This is a genomic window from Haemophilus parainfluenzae (genome assembly GCF_900638025.1).
In the GTDB taxonomy this organism is placed as follows: Bacteria; Pseudomonadota; Gammaproteobacteria; order Enterobacterales; family Pasteurellaceae; genus Haemophilus_D; species Haemophilus_D parainfluenzae_J.
In genome coordinates, this window is sequence record NZ_LR134481.1 from 1,152,309 (window position 1) to 1,168,360 (window position 16,052).

General features: G+C 39.4%; 14 protein-coding genes. All 14 read left to right on the plus strand.

The window, feature by feature from the left end; genetic code table 11:
- Positions 1-181 precede the first annotated feature (181 nt).
- Entirely contained in the window at positions 182-640 is a 459-nt protein-coding gene (gene mraZ, locus EL215_RS05925) for a division/cell wall cluster transcriptional repressor MraZ (protein ID WP_049356585.1), read from the plus strand.
- Between the two features lie 83 nt (positions 641-723).
- Positions 724-1,692, plus strand: a complete 969-nt coding sequence (gene rsmH, locus EL215_RS05930; RefSeq protein ID WP_126470847.1) for a 16S rRNA (cytosine(1402)-N(4))-methyltransferase RsmH — start codon at positions 724-726, stop codon at positions 1,690-1,692.
- Position 1,693: 1 nt separating this feature from the next.
- Positions 1,694-2,014, plus strand: coding sequence for a cell division protein FtsL (gene ftsL, locus EL215_RS05935; RefSeq protein WP_049356592.1), 321 nt, complete (start codon positions 1,694-1,696; stop codon positions 2,012-2,014).
- Positions 2,015-2,028: 14 nt separating this feature from the next.
- Positions 2,029-3,849: a penicillin-binding transpeptidase domain-containing protein gene (locus EL215_RS05940; RefSeq protein ID WP_049356594.1), complete on the plus strand. Its 1,821-nt coding sequence runs from the start codon at positions 2,029-2,031 to the stop codon at positions 3,847-3,849.
- 14 nt (positions 3,850-3,863) lie between these two features.
- Positions 3,864-5,333 carry a UDP-N-acetylmuramoyl-L-alanyl-D-glutamate--2,6-diaminopimelate ligase gene (gene murE / locus EL215_RS05945; protein WP_126470849.1) on the plus strand — a complete coding sequence of 490 codons (1,470 nt, stop codon included), beginning with the start codon at positions 3,864-3,866 and terminating at the stop codon, positions 5,331-5,333.
- Between the two features lie 8 nt (positions 5,334-5,341).
- Entirely contained in the window at positions 5,342-6,712 is a 1,371-nt protein-coding gene (gene murF / locus EL215_RS05950; RefSeq protein WP_126470851.1) for a UDP-N-acetylmuramoyl-tripeptide--D-alanyl-D-alanine ligase, read from the plus strand.
- A complete protein-coding gene (gene mraY / locus EL215_RS05955; protein WP_049364429.1) occupies positions 6,706-7,788 on the plus strand; it encodes a phospho-N-acetylmuramoyl-pentapeptide-transferase in 1,083 nt (360 codons plus the stop codon). The genes murF and mraY overlap by 7 nt, the downstream gene beginning before the upstream one ends.
- Before the next feature lie 62 nt (positions 7,789-7,850).
- Positions 7,851-9,164, plus strand: coding sequence for a UDP-N-acetylmuramoyl-L-alanine--D-glutamate ligase (murD, locus tag EL215_RS05960; protein WP_126470853.1), 1,314 nt, complete (start codon positions 7,851-7,853; stop codon positions 9,162-9,164).
- A gap of 15 nt (positions 9,165-9,179) precedes the next feature.
- A complete protein-coding gene (gene ftsW / locus EL215_RS05965) occupies positions 9,180-10,364 on the plus strand; it encodes a putative lipid II flippase FtsW (protein WP_126470855.1) in 1,185 nt (394 codons plus the stop codon).
- An 8-nt stretch (positions 10,365-10,372) separates the two neighbouring features.
- Positions 10,373-11,425: an undecaprenyldiphospho-muramoylpentapeptide beta-N-acetylglucosaminyltransferase gene (murG, locus tag EL215_RS05970; RefSeq protein WP_126470857.1), complete on the plus strand. Its 1,053-nt coding sequence runs from the start codon at positions 10,373-10,375 to the stop codon at positions 11,423-11,425.
- 72 nt (positions 11,426-11,497) lie between these two features.
- The gene (murC, locus tag EL215_RS05975; protein ID WP_126470858.1) at positions 11,498-12,925 is read left to right on the plus strand and encodes a UDP-N-acetylmuramate--L-alanine ligase; all 1,428 of its coding nucleotides are present in this window, start codon (positions 11,498-11,500) and stop codon (positions 12,923-12,925) included.
- A 57-nt stretch (positions 12,926-12,982) separates the two neighbouring features.
- Positions 12,983-13,903, plus strand: a complete 921-nt coding sequence (locus tag EL215_RS05980; protein WP_126470860.1) for a D-alanine--D-alanine ligase — start codon at positions 12,983-12,985, stop codon at positions 13,901-13,903.
- Positions 13,903-14,688, plus strand: a complete 786-nt coding sequence (locus tag EL215_RS05985) for a cell division protein FtsQ/DivIB (RefSeq protein WP_126470862.1) — start codon at positions 13,903-13,905, stop codon at positions 14,686-14,688. Before EL215_RS05980 ends, EL215_RS05985 begins: the two co-directional genes overlap by 1 nt.
- 27 nt (positions 14,689-14,715) lie before the next feature.
- Positions 14,716-15,990, plus strand: a complete 1,275-nt coding sequence (gene ftsA / locus EL215_RS05990) for a cell division protein FtsA (protein ID WP_049356611.1) — start codon at positions 14,716-14,718, stop codon at positions 15,988-15,990.
- Positions 15,991-16,052 lie beyond the last annotated feature (62 nt).

Genomic DNA, 16,052 nt, shown 5'->3' on the forward strand with positions numbered 1-16,052 from the left:
AAAAACCGTTTGAGGATATCCTCAAGCGGTTTTTGTTTTGTTGCTAAAATTTACTCGGTTTTATGTTTTAATTGCTTGCAACTCAAAGCTACAACCGATAGACTTACGCTAGAGTGGTAAAAAGTGGAATTTTGTGGAAAAAACTGTCATTTATTTAAAATAAACGTTTAAAGGTTGAAAAATGTTTCGTGGTGCAGCAGCAGTAAATTTAGATACGAAGGGACGTATAGCGATTCCTACGCGTTACCGAGCTGAAATCATGGAAAAGAATAAAGGACAAATGGTTTGTACCGTAGATATTCGTCAGCCTTGTTTATTACTTTATCCTTTAGATGAATGGGAAAAAATAGAACAGAGATTGCTTTCACTTTCCAACTTTGATCCAAATCAACGCCGATTACAACGTGTTATTTTAGGCTATGCCACAGAATGTGAAATGGATGCGCAAGGGCGTATTTTATTGAGTGGTCCGCTACGCCAACATGCAAAATTAGAAAAAGGTTTAATGTTGGTTGGGCAGTTGAATAAATTTGAGATTTGGAGCGATACAGAATGGTACGCACAAATTAATGAAGATATTGAAATTGGCTCAAGTGCTGAATTTGGTGCTTCTGAAGAATTAAAAAGGCTGTCATTATAGAACAGCAGCACTAGCGGGATAAGCGGTGCTTTCACCGCCTTATCTTTTCTTTGTCAATTTGATTTAACGTGTAACTTTTACTTATGACTACGCAAAATTTATTTTCTACACTAGAGCATACCACAGTTTTACTTCATGAGGCGGTGAATGGTTTAGCATTGAAGGAAAATGGAATTTATATCGATGGTACCTTTGGACGAGGAGGACATTCTCGGCTTATCTTATCTCAACTTTCTGAAAATGGTCGTTTAATTGCGGTAGATCGCGACCCTTTAGCTATTGCCGAAGCTAAAAGAATTCAAGACTCTCGTTTTCATATTGAACATAATAGCTTTTCACATATTCCAGAAATATGTCAAGAACTTGATTTAGTGGGTAAGATTAACGGTATTTTGTTGGATTTAGGGGTGTCATCCCCACAGCTTGACGAAGCAGAGCGTGGTTTTAGTTTTATGAAAGATGGTCCTCTAGACATGCGAATGGATACAACACAAGGTTTATCTGCTGCGGAGTGGCTAAAGCAAGTATCTGTTGATGATTTAACGTGGGTGCTAAAAACCTTTGGTGAAGAGCGTTTTGCAAAACGAATCGCTACAGCTATCGTAGAATTTAATAAAAGTGCGGTTAAAAATGGCACTAAATGTTTAAATCGTACTTCTCAGCTAGCGGAGTTAATTGCTCAATCTGTACCGTTTAAAGATAAACATAAGCATCCTGCGACGCGTAGTTTCCAAGCCATTCGAATTTATATTAATGCTGAATTAGATGAATTAGAAAGTATATTAAATTCTGCATTAGATATGTTAGCTCCAGAAGGGCGTTTATCGATTATCAGTTTCCATTCACTTGAAGACAGAATGGTAAAACATTTTATGCGTAAACAGAGCAAAGGTGAGGATATCCCGAGAGGTTTACCTCTACGTGAAGATCAAATTCAACGTAATCAAAAGTTAAAAATCATTGGTAAAGCTATTCAGCCTAGTGAGGCAGAAATTTCGGCAAATCCACGCTCAAGAAGTGCGGTTTTACGTATTGCGGAAAGGGTGAAATAAGATGTTAGAAAATAGCGAACGTTATCCTTTACAACATATTCTCGTTGAAGATATTTTTTCTTCTAATAAATTAATTGTCGTCCTACTTTTACTAATTTTAGCTTCTGCAATGGGCACGATTTGGATGACCCATCAAACACGAGGCTTGATTTCTGAAAACGGGCAGTTGGTATTACAACATCAAGCCCTTGAAAACGAATATCGTAATTTGCAATTACAAGAAGCAACAGAAAGTGATAACACAAGAGTTGAATCCATTGCAAGTGGTACATTAAAAATGCAACGAGTTCAAAGTGAACAAGAAGTGGTTATTTTTGAATAGGGATTTTAAATAAAATGGTTAGATTTAATTCCTCTAAGAAACCAGGAAAGCCCAAAAAAACAATTAGAAAACTGGCTCAACCGGCATCAGTAAAGCCAAACAAACCTAAGATGGTGTTTGATAAATGCTTTCTTCGAGGTCGTTATCTCATCGCAACGAGTTTTATTTTCTTAGGTTTAGGCGCATTAGTGGCTCGAGCTGCTTATGTGCAATCGGTTAATTCAGATATTCTTTCTGGCGAAGCGGATAAACGTTCATTACGTAAAGATGATGTGCTTTCTGTGCGTGGTTCAATTTTAGATCGTAATGGTCAATTGTTATCGGTGAGTGTGCCGATGAGCGCAATCGTGGCTGAACCGCGTTTAATGCTAAAAGAAAATGCATTAGAGGATAAAGAACGTATCAAAGCCCTTGCTAACGAATTAAATATGACTCCAGCAGAGTTGGTGAAAAAAATTGAGAAAAATGCAAAATCAGGCTTCTTGTATTTAGCGCGTCAAGTAGAAGCGAGTAAAGCAAATTATATTCGTGATCTCAAAATTAAAGGTATTTCACTAGAGACTGAACCTCGTCGTTTTTATCCTCGTGTAGAAGAGGCGGCGCAATTAATCGGCTTTACCAATATTGATGGTAAAGGGATTGAAGGCGTTGAGGCAAGTTTCAATTCAATGTTAGTCGGGAAAGATGGGGCTCGTGTTGTTCGTAAAGATAAACGCGGTAACGTGGTTGAACATATTGCTGATGAGAAAAAATACGATGCACAAGATGTCACTTTAAGTATTGATGAAAAGTTACAATCAATGGTGTATCGAGAAATTAAAAAAGCGGTAACAGAGAACAATGCAGAGTCTGGTACAGCCGTTTTAGTTGATGTACGTACGGGAGAAGTGCTAGCTATGGCTACTGCACCTTCTTACAATCCAAATAACTTAGCCAATGTAAAAGATGAATTAAAACGTAACCGTGCAATTACCGATACATTTGAACCGGGGTCAACCGTAAAACCTTTCGTTGTTTTGACCGCACTTCAACGTGGCGCAGCGAGACGTGACGAAGTAATTAATACCGGTTCATTTACCGTAAGTGGTAAAGAAATTGTGGACGTGGCACCCCGCCCACAACAAACCTTAGATGAAATTTTGATTAACTCCAGTAACCGTGGTGTAAGCCGTCTTGCGTTACGTATGCCACCTTCAGCATTAATGGAAACGTATCAAAATGCAGGCTTGGGTAAAGATACAGAGTTAGGCTTAATTGGTGAACAACGTGGTGTGTTAAATGCAAACCGTAAACGTTGGGCGGATATCGAGCGAGCAACGGTAGCTTATGGTTATGGTATCACTTCAACACCATTACAAATTGCGCGCGCCTATGCCACTTTAGGTAGCTTCGGCATTTATCGTCCACTTTCTATCACGAAAGTCGATCCACCAGTCATTGGGCAACGTGTATTCTCTGAAAAAATTACGAAAGATATAGTGGGCATGTTAGAGAAAGTGGCAATTAAAAATAAACGTGCGATGGTTGAAGGTTATCGTGTTGGTGTGAAAACAGGTACTGCGCGTAAAATTGAAAATGGTCACTATGTCAATAAATATGTGGCATTTACAGCGGGTATCGCACCCATTAGCGATCCTCGTTATGCATTAGTTATTTTGATTAACGATCCGAAAGCAGGACAGTACTATGGTGGTGCGGTATCTGCCCCCGTATTTTCTAGCATTATGGGCTATACCTTGCGTGCTAACGGTATTGCACCAGATGCAGAACCAACAGAAAAAACAGCAAGACGCACTGTTCGCTTAAGCGATCAAAAATTTGAAAAAATGAATTAAGAAAAGGCAAAACAATGAAAAAATTGACCGCACTTTTTGATCTTCCGGTGCTTTCAGACATAAATGTGAAGGCGATGGTGTTAGATAGCCGCAAAGTGACCCAGGGTGATTTGTTTGTGGCAGTAAAGGGACATCGTTTTGATGCGATTCAATTTGTGCCTCAAGCCATTTCTTCTGGTGCAAGTGCGGTTATTTTAGAAACTGATTTAGAAAACGAGCATTTGAGCATCCAATGGCAAAATAATGTGCCAGTGATTCGCTACTATCATTTATCTGCTCAGCTTTCGGCATTGGCAGGTCAATTTTATGGCAATCCTTCCGAAAAATTGACTTTAGTCGGCGTCACGGGAACAAACGGTAAAACCACCGTTTCTCAATTATTAGCTCAATGGGCTACGCTGTTAGGTCATAAAGCAGCTGTCATGGGCACTATTGGCAATGGTTTATTAGGTCAAGTCAAAGAAGCTAAAAATACCACTGGTTCAGCTGTGGAAGTTCAAGAAAGTCTGGCTGATTTTGTAGAGAAAGACGCAGATTTTGCATCTATCGAAGTGTCTTCACATGGTTTAGCTCAATATCGTGTTGAAGCGCTCAAGTTTAAAGCTGCTATTTTTACCAATTTAAGCCGCGATCATTTGGATTATCACGAAACAATGGAAAAGTATGCGGAAGCTAAAAAACGTTTTTTCGTTGATTTAGCATCTGAATTACAAATTCTTAATGCTGATGATCCAATTGGGTCCACATGGTTAAATGAATTACCAAATGGTATTGCAGTCAGCTGTCACCCCAATTTCTATCCAACATCTAAACAATGGCTTTATGCTACGCAAATTCGTTTTACTCATGAAGGAGCAATCATTGATTTTGCATCGAGTTGGGGGAATGGCACATTACATAGCCCATTAATTGGCGCTTTTAACGTGAGTAATCTGTTGTTAGCCACGGCTGTTTTATTGGCTTTAGGTTATTCTTTCGATGATCTTATCCGTACTGTTTCACAACTAAAAGGAGTAAATGGAAGAATGGAACTTATTAAAAAAGCAGAAAAACCAACGGTTATCGTTGATTATGCGCATACTCCAGATGCGTTAGAAAAAGCATTGAATGCTGCTCGTGAGCATTGCAAAGGTAAACTTTGGTGTATCTTTGGCTGCGGCGGTGATCGTGATGCGGGTAAACGTCCACTGATGGCAAAAGCTGCTGAGCAATTTGCTGATTTAGTGATCGTAACCCAAGATAATCCGCGCACAGAAGATCCAAATAAAATTGAAGCAGATATCCTTACGGGTTTTAGTCGAATGGAAGATGTTGGTGTCATTCCAGATCGCGAAGAGGCCATCAGATTTACGATTGAAAATGCCGTTGAAAACGATGTGATTGTGATTGCCGGTAAAGGCCATGAAAACTATCAGATCATTGGTGATAAGACACTTCATTTCTCCGATCAAGAAGTGGCAGAAGCCTATTTAACGAAAAAATAAAAAACAGAATGATTAAAATTACTACCCAACAGCTTGCCCAAATTTTAAATGCCAAACTTATTGGTGATGGGCAAGCCGTTGTTGAAAATATCAATACTGATACGCGCAAAGCGGTATCTAATTCGCTTTTTTTTGCGTTAAAAGGTGAGCATTTTGATGCCCATCAATACTTAGATAAAGCCGTTGGGCAAGGTGCTATAGCCTTAGTTGTGCAACAAGCCAATACTGAAATAGCAACGCCGCAATTAGTTGTTGCAGATACGCGTTTAGCACTTGGTCAATTAGCAAAATGGTTACGTGAAAAAATTAATCCTCGTACCGTGGCAATGACGGGTTCATCAGGTAAAACTACAGTGAAAGAGATGACCGCATCCATTTTGCAACAAACGGCAGGTAATGCAGAAGCAGTGCTGTTCACTAATGGTAATTTCAACAACGACATTGGCGTACCATTAACGTTATTACGCTTAACTGAGCAGCATAAATTTGCTGTTATTGAGTTAGGTGCCAATCATCTAGGTGAAATTGATTACACCACGCATCTTGCACAGCCTGAAGCCACATTAGTGAATAATGTTGCAGCTGCACATTTAGAAGGTTTTGGTTCAATTGAAGGTGTTGCTCGTGCGAAAGGTGAAATCTATCGTGGTTTGACCCCAAATGGTGTGGCGATTATTAATTGCGAACATAATTATATTGAATTGTGGCAAAAAGAAATTGGTTTGCATGCTATTCAATATTTTAATGGTGGCGATTACAAAGCTGAAAATGTAAAACATTCACCTAATGGCTCAACCTTTACGTTAGTTTCACCAAAAGGTAGTATTGAAATTAATTTGCCTTATTTAGGTGAGCATAATGTAAAAAATGCTTTGGCAGCGACCGCACTTGCTATGAATGTGGGCGCGAGTCTTGCTGATGTAAAAGCAGGTCTTGAACATCGTTCTCAAGTAAAAGGGAGATTATTCCCGATTCAAGTGAATGAAAATCTACTTTTATTAGATGATACTTACAATGCGAATGTCGATTCTTTACAAGCTGCGATTGATGTTTTAAAAGGTTATGATGCTTTCCGCATTCTACTCGTGGGCGATATGAAAGAATTAGGCGAGGATAGCCTAAAATGCCATCAACAAGTGGGTGAGCACGCCAAACAAGCGAAATTAGATTTAGTGCTTTCTTATGGAATAGAAAGTGCGGTCATTTCTGAAGCTGTTTTGGGAAAACATTTTACAGATAAAGCTGAATTGACAGCTTATGCGTTAGATATTATTAAACAGAAATTACAAGAAAACCAAAAAGTCGTCGTATTAGCGAAAGGCTCGCGCTCAATGAAAATGGAAGAGACGATTTATTCATTAAAGGATAGCTTATGTTAGTTTGGCTTGCTGAATACTTAGTTCGCTATGAAACGGCATTCAATGCCATTTCCTATATTACCGTACGTGCGATTTTGGCATTATTGACCGCACTTTTCATTTCTTTATGGATTGGTCCGAAAGTGATCAAACGCCTTCAAATTTTAAAATTTGGGCAAGAAGTGCGTAATGATGGCCCTGAAAGTCACTTTGCGAAAAAAGGTACGCCAACCATGGGCGGTGTGATGATTTTATTCTCCATCGGTGTGAGTACGTTATTATGGGCTAACTTAATGAATCCTTATGTTTGGATTTGCTTATTTGTGTTGTTTGGCTACGGTGCAATTGGCTTTGTAGATGATTTCCGTAAAATTACACGTAAAAATACCGATGGTTTAATTGCGCGTTGGAAATATTTCTGGATGTCAGTAGTCGCATTAGTGGCGATCATTTGGTTATATTGGTTAGGTCATGATACAGATGCAACGCGTTTAGTGATTCCATTCTTTAAAGATATCATGCCGCAATTAGGTCTATTCTATATTGTGTTGTCTTACTTTGTAATTGTAGGTACAGGCAATGCGGTAAACTTAACTGACGGTTTAGATGGCCTTGCGATCATGCCAACAGCGTTAGTCGCTGGTGCATTTGCTTTGATTGCATGGGCGACCGGTAACGTTAATTTTGCAGAATACTTACATATTCCTTATATCAAATATAGTTCTGAAGTGGTGGTGTTCTGTACTGCAATCGTAGGGGCTGGCTTAGGATTCTTATGGTTTAACACTTATCCGGCTCAAGTCTTTATGGGCGATGTAGGTTCTCTAGCACTTGGTGGCGCACTTGGTGTTGTTGCCATCCTTGTTCGCCAAGAATTCTTATTAGTGATTATGGGCGGTGTATTTGTTGTTGAAGCCTTGTCTGTGATTTTGCAAGTGGGTTCTTACAAATTAAGAAAACAACGTATTTTTAGAATGGCACCAATTCATCACCACTTTGAATTGAAAGGCTGGCCAGAACCAAGAGTGATTATTCGGTTTTGGATTATATCCTTGATGTTGGTGTTGATGGGGCTTGTAACGCTCAAACTAAGATAATTTTTGTAGGGTGCACTTGTTGCACCCTGCGTGATCCCAGAATACGAGAGAAGAAAAACAACATGACAACTCTATATCAAAATAAAACTATCACCATCATAGGCCTCGGAAAAACAGGCCTTTCTTGCGTTGAATATCTTCAATCTCAACAAGCTAAAATTCGTGTAATTGATACACGCCAACATCCAGCAGGCGCAGATAAATTACCTAAAAATGTTCCTTTACACACAGGTAGTCTAAATCAACAATGGTTACTTGAAAGCGATATTATTATCATTAGCCCAGGACTCGCGGTAAAAACACCAGAAATTCAGACCGCATTTTCAGCAGGCGTGGAAGTGATTGGAGATATTGAATTATTCTGCCGAGCTGCCACCAAGCCAATTATTGGGATTACCGGTTCTAATGGTAAAAGCACCGTGACAACATTAGTCTATGAAATGGCAAAAGCGGCAGGAATAAAAGTGGGAATGGGGGGAAACATTGGTATTCCTGCGTTGTCATTATTAAATGAAGATTGCGATCTTTATGTATTAGAACTTTCCAGTTTCCAACTTGAAACGACTTATAGTTTGAAAGCGGCTGCAGCGACAGTGCTTAATGTGACTGAAGATCACATGGATCGCTATGTGGATTTAGAGGATTATCGCCAAGCCAAATTACGCATTTACCACAATGCAGAAACAGCGGTAGTGAATTTAGAAGATAAACTCACGTTTGGCGAAGGTGAAAATCAAGCTAAGAAGGTTGTGTCTTTTGCTGAAAATCAAGCGGATTACTGGCTAAAAACCGAAAACGGTAAACAGTACTTAATGGCGAAAGAGGAAGTCATTTTACCTTGTGATGAAGCCACTTTAGTTGGTCGTCATAATTACATGAATATTTTAGCCGCAACAGCATTAGCACAAGCAGTAGACATAAATTTAGAGGCAATTCGTACCGCACTTCGTCAATTTAAAGGCTTAGATCATCGTTTCCAATTAGCCCATCAAGCGAATGGTGTTCGTTGGATTAATGATTCTAAAGCCACCAATGTAGGTAGCACCGTTGCAGCATTAGCGGGTTTATATGTTGAGGGAACGTTACACCTTTTATTAGGTGGTGATGGCAAAGGTGCAGATTTTTCTGAACTCGCTGATTTAATCAACCAACCTCATATTTCAACGTATTGCTTTGGTCGTGATGGCAAACAACTCGCGGCACTTTCAAGTCAAAGCCATTTGTTTGAAACTATGGAACAAGCCATTTCATTTTTACGTCCACATTTAAAATCAGGCGATATGGTGTTATTATCTCCTGCTTGCGCAAGTTTGGATCAGTTTGCCTCTTTTGAAAAACGTGGCGAAGAGTTTACTCGTTTAGCAAAATTAGCTTAAAGAATTAGGGTAGTAATGGAATTTATCAATAAAATTAAACAAAATTATGAACAATGGGCGAGAGTGACACCGCAAGGATTACTTTACGATCGCGCATTGTTTTGGCTTTTTGTCGTGCTATTGTTGATTGGTTTAGTCGCGGTAACTTCTGCTTCAATGCCTTACAGTGCACGCGTATTTAATGATACATTCTATTTTGCTAAACGTGATGCCGTTTATGTCTTACTTTCTTTAGCGACTTGTTATTTAACTCTCCAAATTTCTTCTTCTCAATGGGAAAAGTGGCACGCTAAAATTTTCTTATTAGCCATTGTTTTATTAATACTGGTTCTCGGTATCGGTACTTCTGTTAATGGTGCAAAACGTTGGATTTCTTTAGGGATTTTAAATTTCCAGCCTGCGGAATTTGCGAAGTTAGCTTTAACCTGTTTCCTCGCGAGTTATTTTACGCGTCGTTATGATGAAGTTCGAGGTAAAAAATTCAGTGCGGTTAAGCCTTTCATTGTGATGGGAGTATTAGGTGTATTCTTACTAGTCCAACCTGACTTAGGGAGTACAGTGGTACTATTTGTGATCACTTTCGGTATGCTTTTTATTGTTGGTGCAAATTTTTGGCAATTTATTTTGCTAATTGGTACAGGCATACTTCTCTTTATTTGGTTAGTCCTTTCTGCCTCTTATCGTTTAAAACGGTTTACCGGTTTCTTAGAACCGTTTAAAGATCCTTACGGAACAGGATTCCAGCTGACTAACTCTTTGATGGCCTTTGGTCGTGGCGAAATTAGCGGGGAAGGACTGGGTAACTCCATTCAAAAACTTGATTATCTTCCTGAAGCGCATACTGACTTTATCATGGCGATTATTGGTGAAGAGTTTGGTTTTATTGGTATTTTGGTGGTGGTGATTCTCTTAGGTTTATTGATTTTTCGTGCAATGAAAATTGGACGTGAGTCACTTATGTTAGAACAACGTTTCCGTGGTTTTTTTGCTTTGGGTATTAGTTTCTGGATTTTCTTCCAAGGGTTTGTCAATCTCGGTATGGCATTAGGGATGTTACCGACAAAAGGTTTAACTTTCCCGTTAGTGAGTTACGGCGGTTCAAGTATCATTATTATGTCGGCAACCGTAGGGATTTTATTGCGTATTGACCATGAAAATAGATTACAACGTGGTGGTCAAGCACGTTTGAGAGATGATTAGGGATATTTATGAGTAAAAAATTATTAGTTATGGCGGGTGGTACGGGTGGACATGTTTTCCCCGCCATCGCTGTTGCTCAAACCTTACAAAAAGAAGGTTGGGAAATTTGCTGGTTAGGTACAAAAGATCGCATGGAAGCACAGCTTGTACCCAAACATGGCATTCCTATTCGTTTTATTCAAATTTCAGGGTTGCGAGGAAAAGGCATTAAAGCATTACTTGGCGCGCCTTTTGCTATTTTAAGAGCGGTATTGCAAGCTCGTAAAATTATTCAAGAATATCAACCTAATGCGGTATTAGGCATGGGTGGTTATGTGTCCGGTCCAGGTGGTATTGCTGCAAAACTTTGCGGTGTGCCAGTTATTTTACATGAACAAAATGCCGTAGCAGGCTTAACCAATGAATGGTTGGCAAAAATTGCGACGCGTGTTTTACAAGCTTTTCCAACTGCATTCAAAGATGCCGAAGTGGTAGGAAATCCGGTTCGCCAAGATTTATTTGAAATGCCATCACCACAAGCACGTTTTTCAGAAAGAAGCGGAAAATTGAGAGTACTTGTCGTGGGGGGAAGCCAAGGGGCTCGCGTACTCAATCAAACAATTCCAAAAGTAGTAGCGCGTTTGGCAGATAAACTAGAAGTGCGTCATCAAGTGGGGAAAGGTTCTGTTGAAAGTGTGACTGCACTTTATGGTGAACATGCAAATTCGGTCAAAATTACAGAATTTATTGATGATATGGCAGAAGCCTATGCTTGGGCTGATGTGGTGATTTGTCGCTCTGGAGCTTTAACGGTATGTGAATTAGCAGCAGTGGGGACACCAGCAATTTTTGTACCATTCCAGCATAAAGATCAACAACAATATTTAAATGCGAAATATCTTGCCGATGTAGGTGCAGCAAAAATTATTCAGCAAAATGAATTAAATGCGGATGTGTTAGTCGATTTCTTAGAAAAAACAGATCGTGAAACTTTGCTAGCGATGGCGATTAAGGCAAAAGAAATGTCGGCCCCATTGGCAGCTAAACGTGTAGCTGATGTCATTGTAGAAAACGCGAAATAAGAACAGAGAGGTTGAGAGGGTGGTAATAAACTCGCAACCTAAAAGTGCGGCTAAAAATAAAGGTGAAATAATATGAAACATATTTCGGACGAAATTAGAAAGATTATCCCTGAGATGCGTCGGGTTCAACAAATTCATTTCATTGGTATCGGCGGCGCCGGTATGAGTGGGATTGCCGAAATTTTATTAAATGAAGGTTATGATATCTCTGGTTCTGATATTGCAGATAGTGTTGTGACTCAACGTCTTGCTCAAGCTGGCGCAAAAATTTTCATTGGTCACCAAGCCGAAAATGTGCAAGGGGCGAGCGTTGTCGTAGTATCAAGCGCGATCCATGAAGATAACCCGGAATTAATCGCCGCAAAACAAAATCGTATTCCCGTGATTCAACGAGCACAAATGTTGGCTGAAATTATGCGTTTCCGTCATGGTATTGCAGTAGCGGGTACTCACGGTAAAACCACAACTACAGCCATGATTTCGATGATTTATACTCAAGCGAAACTGGATCCAACTTTCGTTAATGGTGGTTTAGTTAAATCAGCAGGTAAAAATGCGCATTTAGGCGCAAGCCGTTATTTAATCGCAGAAGCAGATGAAAGTGATGCGTCTTTCTTACACTTGCAGCCGATGGTTTCTGTGGTGACCAATATTGAACCGGATCATATGGATACGTACGGTGGTGATTTTGAGAAGATGAAAGCCACTTACGTGAAGTTCTTACATAACTTACCGTTCTACGGTTTAGCGGTGATGTGTGCAGATGATACGGTATTAATGGAGCTTGTTCCTCAAGTTGGACGTCAAGTCTTAACTTATGGTTTCAGTGAACACGCTGACTATCGTATCGAAGATTATGAACAAACGGGTTTCCAAGGTCATTACACCGTAGTTTGCCCAAGTGGTGAACGCATCAATGTATTATTGAATGTGCCAGGTAAACACAATGCGTTAAATGCGACGGCAGCACTTGCAGTCGCAAAAGAAGAAGGTATTGGCAATGAAGCAATTTTAGAAGCGCTTGCTGATTTCCAAGGTGCGGGCAGACGTTTTGACCAATTAGGTGAATTTATTCGTCCAAATGGTAAAGTACGCTTAGTGGATGATTATGGCCATCACCCAACAGAAGTTGATGTAACAATCAAAGCAGCCCGTGAAGGCTGGGGAGATAAACGTATTGTCATGATTTTCCAACCTCACCGTTATTCACGCACTCGCGATTTATTTGATGAATTCGTGCAAGTATTATCCCAAGTGGATGCATTGATTATGTTAGACGTGTATGCCGCAGGCGAAACACCAATTGTCGGAGCTGACAGTAAAGCACTTTGCCGTTCCATTCGTAATCTAGGGAAAGTCGATCCGATCTTAGTTTCTGATACAGAGCAACTTGGCGATGTATTAGATCAAATTATTCAAGATGGTGATTTAATTCTAGCCCAAGGTGCGGGAAGTGTAAGTAAAATCTCCCGAGGGTTAGCTGAGTCTTGGAAAGCATAAAAAATATTTGTTAAATTTCCAAGTATTGTAATTAGTGATAATAAAATAGGATAAAAAATGAATTTAAAACAAGAAAAAATTGCGGTGTTATTTGGTGGCACATCAGCTGAACGTGAGGTTTCGCTTAATTCAGGTGCAGCCGTGTTAAATGCCTTAGTAAGCCAAGGTTATAATGCTCATGGTATTGATCCTAAAGAATATAATGTCGCGAATTTAAAAGAAGATGGTTTTGATCGCGTTTTTAACATTTTACATGGTCGCGGTGGTGAAGATGGCACTATGCAAGGTTTATTAGAACAAATCGGCTTGCCTTACACCGGTTGTGGTGTGATGGCTTCAGCATTAACCATGGATAAAATGCGTACTAAAATGTTGTGGAAAGCCTTTGGTTTACCAGTTGCGGATATGGAGATTGTAACCAAAGAAAACGCTCTCGAACTAAACCCACAAGCTGTGGTCGAAAAATTAGGTTTACCCTTGATGGTTAAGCCATCTCTTGAAGGTTCAAGTGTCGGTTTAACGAAAGTAAAAGCAGTCGAAGAATTAAAAAGTGCGGTCGATTATGCACTTAAATTTGATAACACTATTTTGATTGAAGAATGGTTGGCTGGTGATGAATTAACAGTGCCTGTTTTAGGTGGCGAAGTATTGCCTGCTGTTCGCATTGTGCCAGAAGGTGAGTTTTATGATTATGATGCGAAATATATTTCCGATAATACTCAATATTTTTGTCCAGCAGGACTTCCTACGGAACGTGAACAAGAGCTAGCGAAATTAGTGAAACGAGCCTATGATGTAGTGGGGTGTCGAGGTTGGAGCCGTATTGATGTCATGACGGATGCTCAAGGTAATTTCCGTTTAGTCGAAGTAAACACGAACCCTGGCATGACAAGTCACAGTTTATTCCCTAAATCTGCATCAACAGTCGGTATTTCATTTGAACAACTCGTCGTGAAAATTTTGGAGTTGAGTGCGTAATGAATGTAATCAAGCGCAAAAATATATCACCAATAAAATTGGGACGTTCATCTAACGGAGAGAGGAAATTCCGTTTTATGTTTCACATTAAACTTGTGCTGGTGTTACTTTTTGCGGGGCTAGGTTATTTCGTTTATTCAAATTGGCAAAGTTGGCTTGAAAGCTTAGACGGTGATAGAAAAATTACAGCTTATGCATTGGTTGGACAAAATGAGTTTACCACTTATCCTGATGTGCAAGATGTACTGCTAAAAATGGGTGAGCTTAAAGGCTTTTGGGCGCAAGACGTGAAGCAAATTCGGGAGCAACTTGAAACGATCCCTTGGGTAAAAGGTGCTGTCGTTCGAAAAGTTTGGCCAAACCGTTTAAGTATTTGGTTATCTGAATATCAGCCAGTTGCAATTTGGAATAAGACGGAATTCGTTACGAAAGATGGCATAATTTTCCAATTGCCCATGGATAAGTTAAAAGAAAAAGCCTTCCCGTATTTAGGAGGACCAGATTACCAAAATCTAAAAGTGTTAGAAGCTTGGGGGCAAATTTATGCTGATTTTAAGGCCAAAAATTTAATGGTCAAGGGAGTCACGATTGACGAGCGCGGTGCATGGCAAGTTACGTTAGATAACGATATAATACTAAAACTTGGGCGGGGAGATTGGAAGCCTAAGTTGGATCGGTTTGTAACGATTTTTCCACAAATTGAAGTTCCAGAAGGAAAGCGCATTAATTATGTGGATTTGCGTTATGCGTCTTTATCTGCAGCGGTCGGATTAATAGATAAATAAGAATAATTTATTGGGTGTAATGAGAAAATGACAAAAGAATTGGAACCGAAAGTAATTGTAGGCCTTGAAGTAGGGACATCAAAAGTGGTTGCTGTTGTCGGGGAAGTTCTTCCTGATGGCGTAGTGAATGTTCTTGGGGTAGGCAGTTGTCCTTCCAAAGGAATTGATCGCGGAAGCATTACTGATTTAGATGCCGTGGTTAATTCTATTCAACGAGCAATTGAAGCCGCCGAGTCAATGGCGGATTGTCAGATAATGAGTGTTACACTAGCTATTACAGGTGAACATATTCAAAGCTTAAATGAAAGTGGTTTTGTTGCTATTTCTGAAAATGAAGTCACCCAGGATGAGATTGATGATGCTTTACATACTGCAAGTTCGGTGAAATTATCAGAAGGTCTTTCTTTATTACATATTATTCCACAAGAATATGCAGTAGATAAACAGATTAATATAAAAAACCCATTAGGCTTGCGAGGCGTCCGTTTAAAAGCAAATGTACATTTAATTGCTTGTCATCAAGATTGGCAAAATAATTTGAAAAAAGCGGTTGAGCGTTGTGGGTTACAAGTGGATAAAGTTGTATTTTCAGGCTTTGCTGCTACTCATTCTGTTTTGACAGAGGATGAAAAAGATCTCGGCGTTTGTCTTGTCGATTTTGGTGCGGGTACAATGAATATGATGGTTTATACCAGTGGTTCGTTACGTTTTAGTAAAGTGATTCCATATGCTGGCAATATTGTGACCAATGATATAGCTCACGCTTGTACAATTTCTCGGGTGGAAGCAGAGCGCATAAAAGTGAATTATGCCAGCGCCTTGTATCCAGCGCGTTTACACGGTGATAAGAAAATTGAAGTGGCGAGTATTGGAGGAAGAGCACCGCGCGCTTTAACCAAGAGTGATTTATCTTTAATTACTTCAGCAAGATATATTGAATTACTCGGAGTGGTTAAAGATGAATTAGATAAACTTAAAGCAGAATTAGAAACTAGACATATTAAATTTGAACTTATCGCAGGTATAGTGATTACAGGTGGTGGCGCTCAGATAGAAGATCTGAAAAGTTGTGCCGCAAGCGTTTTTGGTTGCCAAGTGCGTATCGGCAGTCCGCTAAATATTACTGGATTAACTGATTATGTAAATCGTCCACAATATTCTACTGTTGTAGGCTTATTACAATATCATCATCAGAATAGTGATAATGATCCGATCGATAATGGTTATTCCGATGAATCGATTGGTACAAAATTTTGGAAATCGCTCAAAAATATTTTTAATAAAGTGAAGTCAGAATTTTGAAAAATTTAGATTTTTAATTTAGAATAGAAACAATTTAACTTTTTTAATGTGCTAGCAAAGTA

Excerpts from the sequence above, each read along its gene's own strand:
- mraZ (WP_049356585.1), top strand. The coding sequence starts at position 182 with ATGTTTCGTGGTGCAGCAGCAGTAAATTTAGATACGAAGGGACGTATA.
- rsmH (WP_126470847.1), top strand. The coding sequence starts at position 724 with ATGACTACGCAAAATTTATTTTCTACACTAGAGCATACCACAGTTTTA.
- ftsL (WP_049356592.1), top strand. The coding sequence starts at position 1,694 with ATGTTAGAAAATAGCGAACGTTATCCTTTACAACATATTCTCGTTGAA.
- EL215_RS05940 (WP_049356594.1), top strand. The coding sequence starts at position 2,029 with ATGGTTAGATTTAATTCCTCTAAGAAACCAGGAAAGCCCAAAAAAACA.
- murE (WP_126470849.1), top strand. The coding sequence starts at position 3,864 with ATGAAAAAATTGACCGCACTTTTTGATCTTCCGGTGCTTTCAGACATA.
- murF (WP_126470851.1), top strand. The coding sequence starts at position 5,342 with ATGATTAAAATTACTACCCAACAGCTTGCCCAAATTTTAAATGCCAAA.
- mraY (WP_049364429.1), top strand. The coding sequence starts at position 6,706 with ATGTTAGTTTGGCTTGCTGAATACTTAGTTCGCTATGAAACGGCATTC.
- murD (WP_126470853.1), top strand. The coding sequence starts at position 7,851 with ATGACAACTCTATATCAAAATAAAACTATCACCATCATAGGCCTCGGA.
- ftsW (WP_126470855.1), top strand. The coding sequence starts at position 9,180 with ATGGAATTTATCAATAAAATTAAACAAAATTATGAACAATGGGCGAGA.
- murG (WP_126470857.1), top strand. The coding sequence starts at position 10,373 with ATGAGTAAAAAATTATTAGTTATGGCGGGTGGTACGGGTGGACATGTT.
- murC (WP_126470858.1), top strand. The coding sequence starts at position 11,498 with ATGAAACATATTTCGGACGAAATTAGAAAGATTATCCCTGAGATGCGT.
- EL215_RS05980 (WP_126470860.1), top strand. The coding sequence starts at position 12,983 with ATGAATTTAAAACAAGAAAAAATTGCGGTGTTATTTGGTGGCACATCA.
- EL215_RS05985 (WP_126470862.1), top strand. The coding sequence starts at position 13,903 with ATGAATGTAATCAAGCGCAAAAATATATCACCAATAAAATTGGGACGT.
- ftsA (WP_049356611.1), top strand. The coding sequence starts at position 14,716 with ATGACAAAAGAATTGGAACCGAAAGTAATTGTAGGCCTTGAAGTAGGG.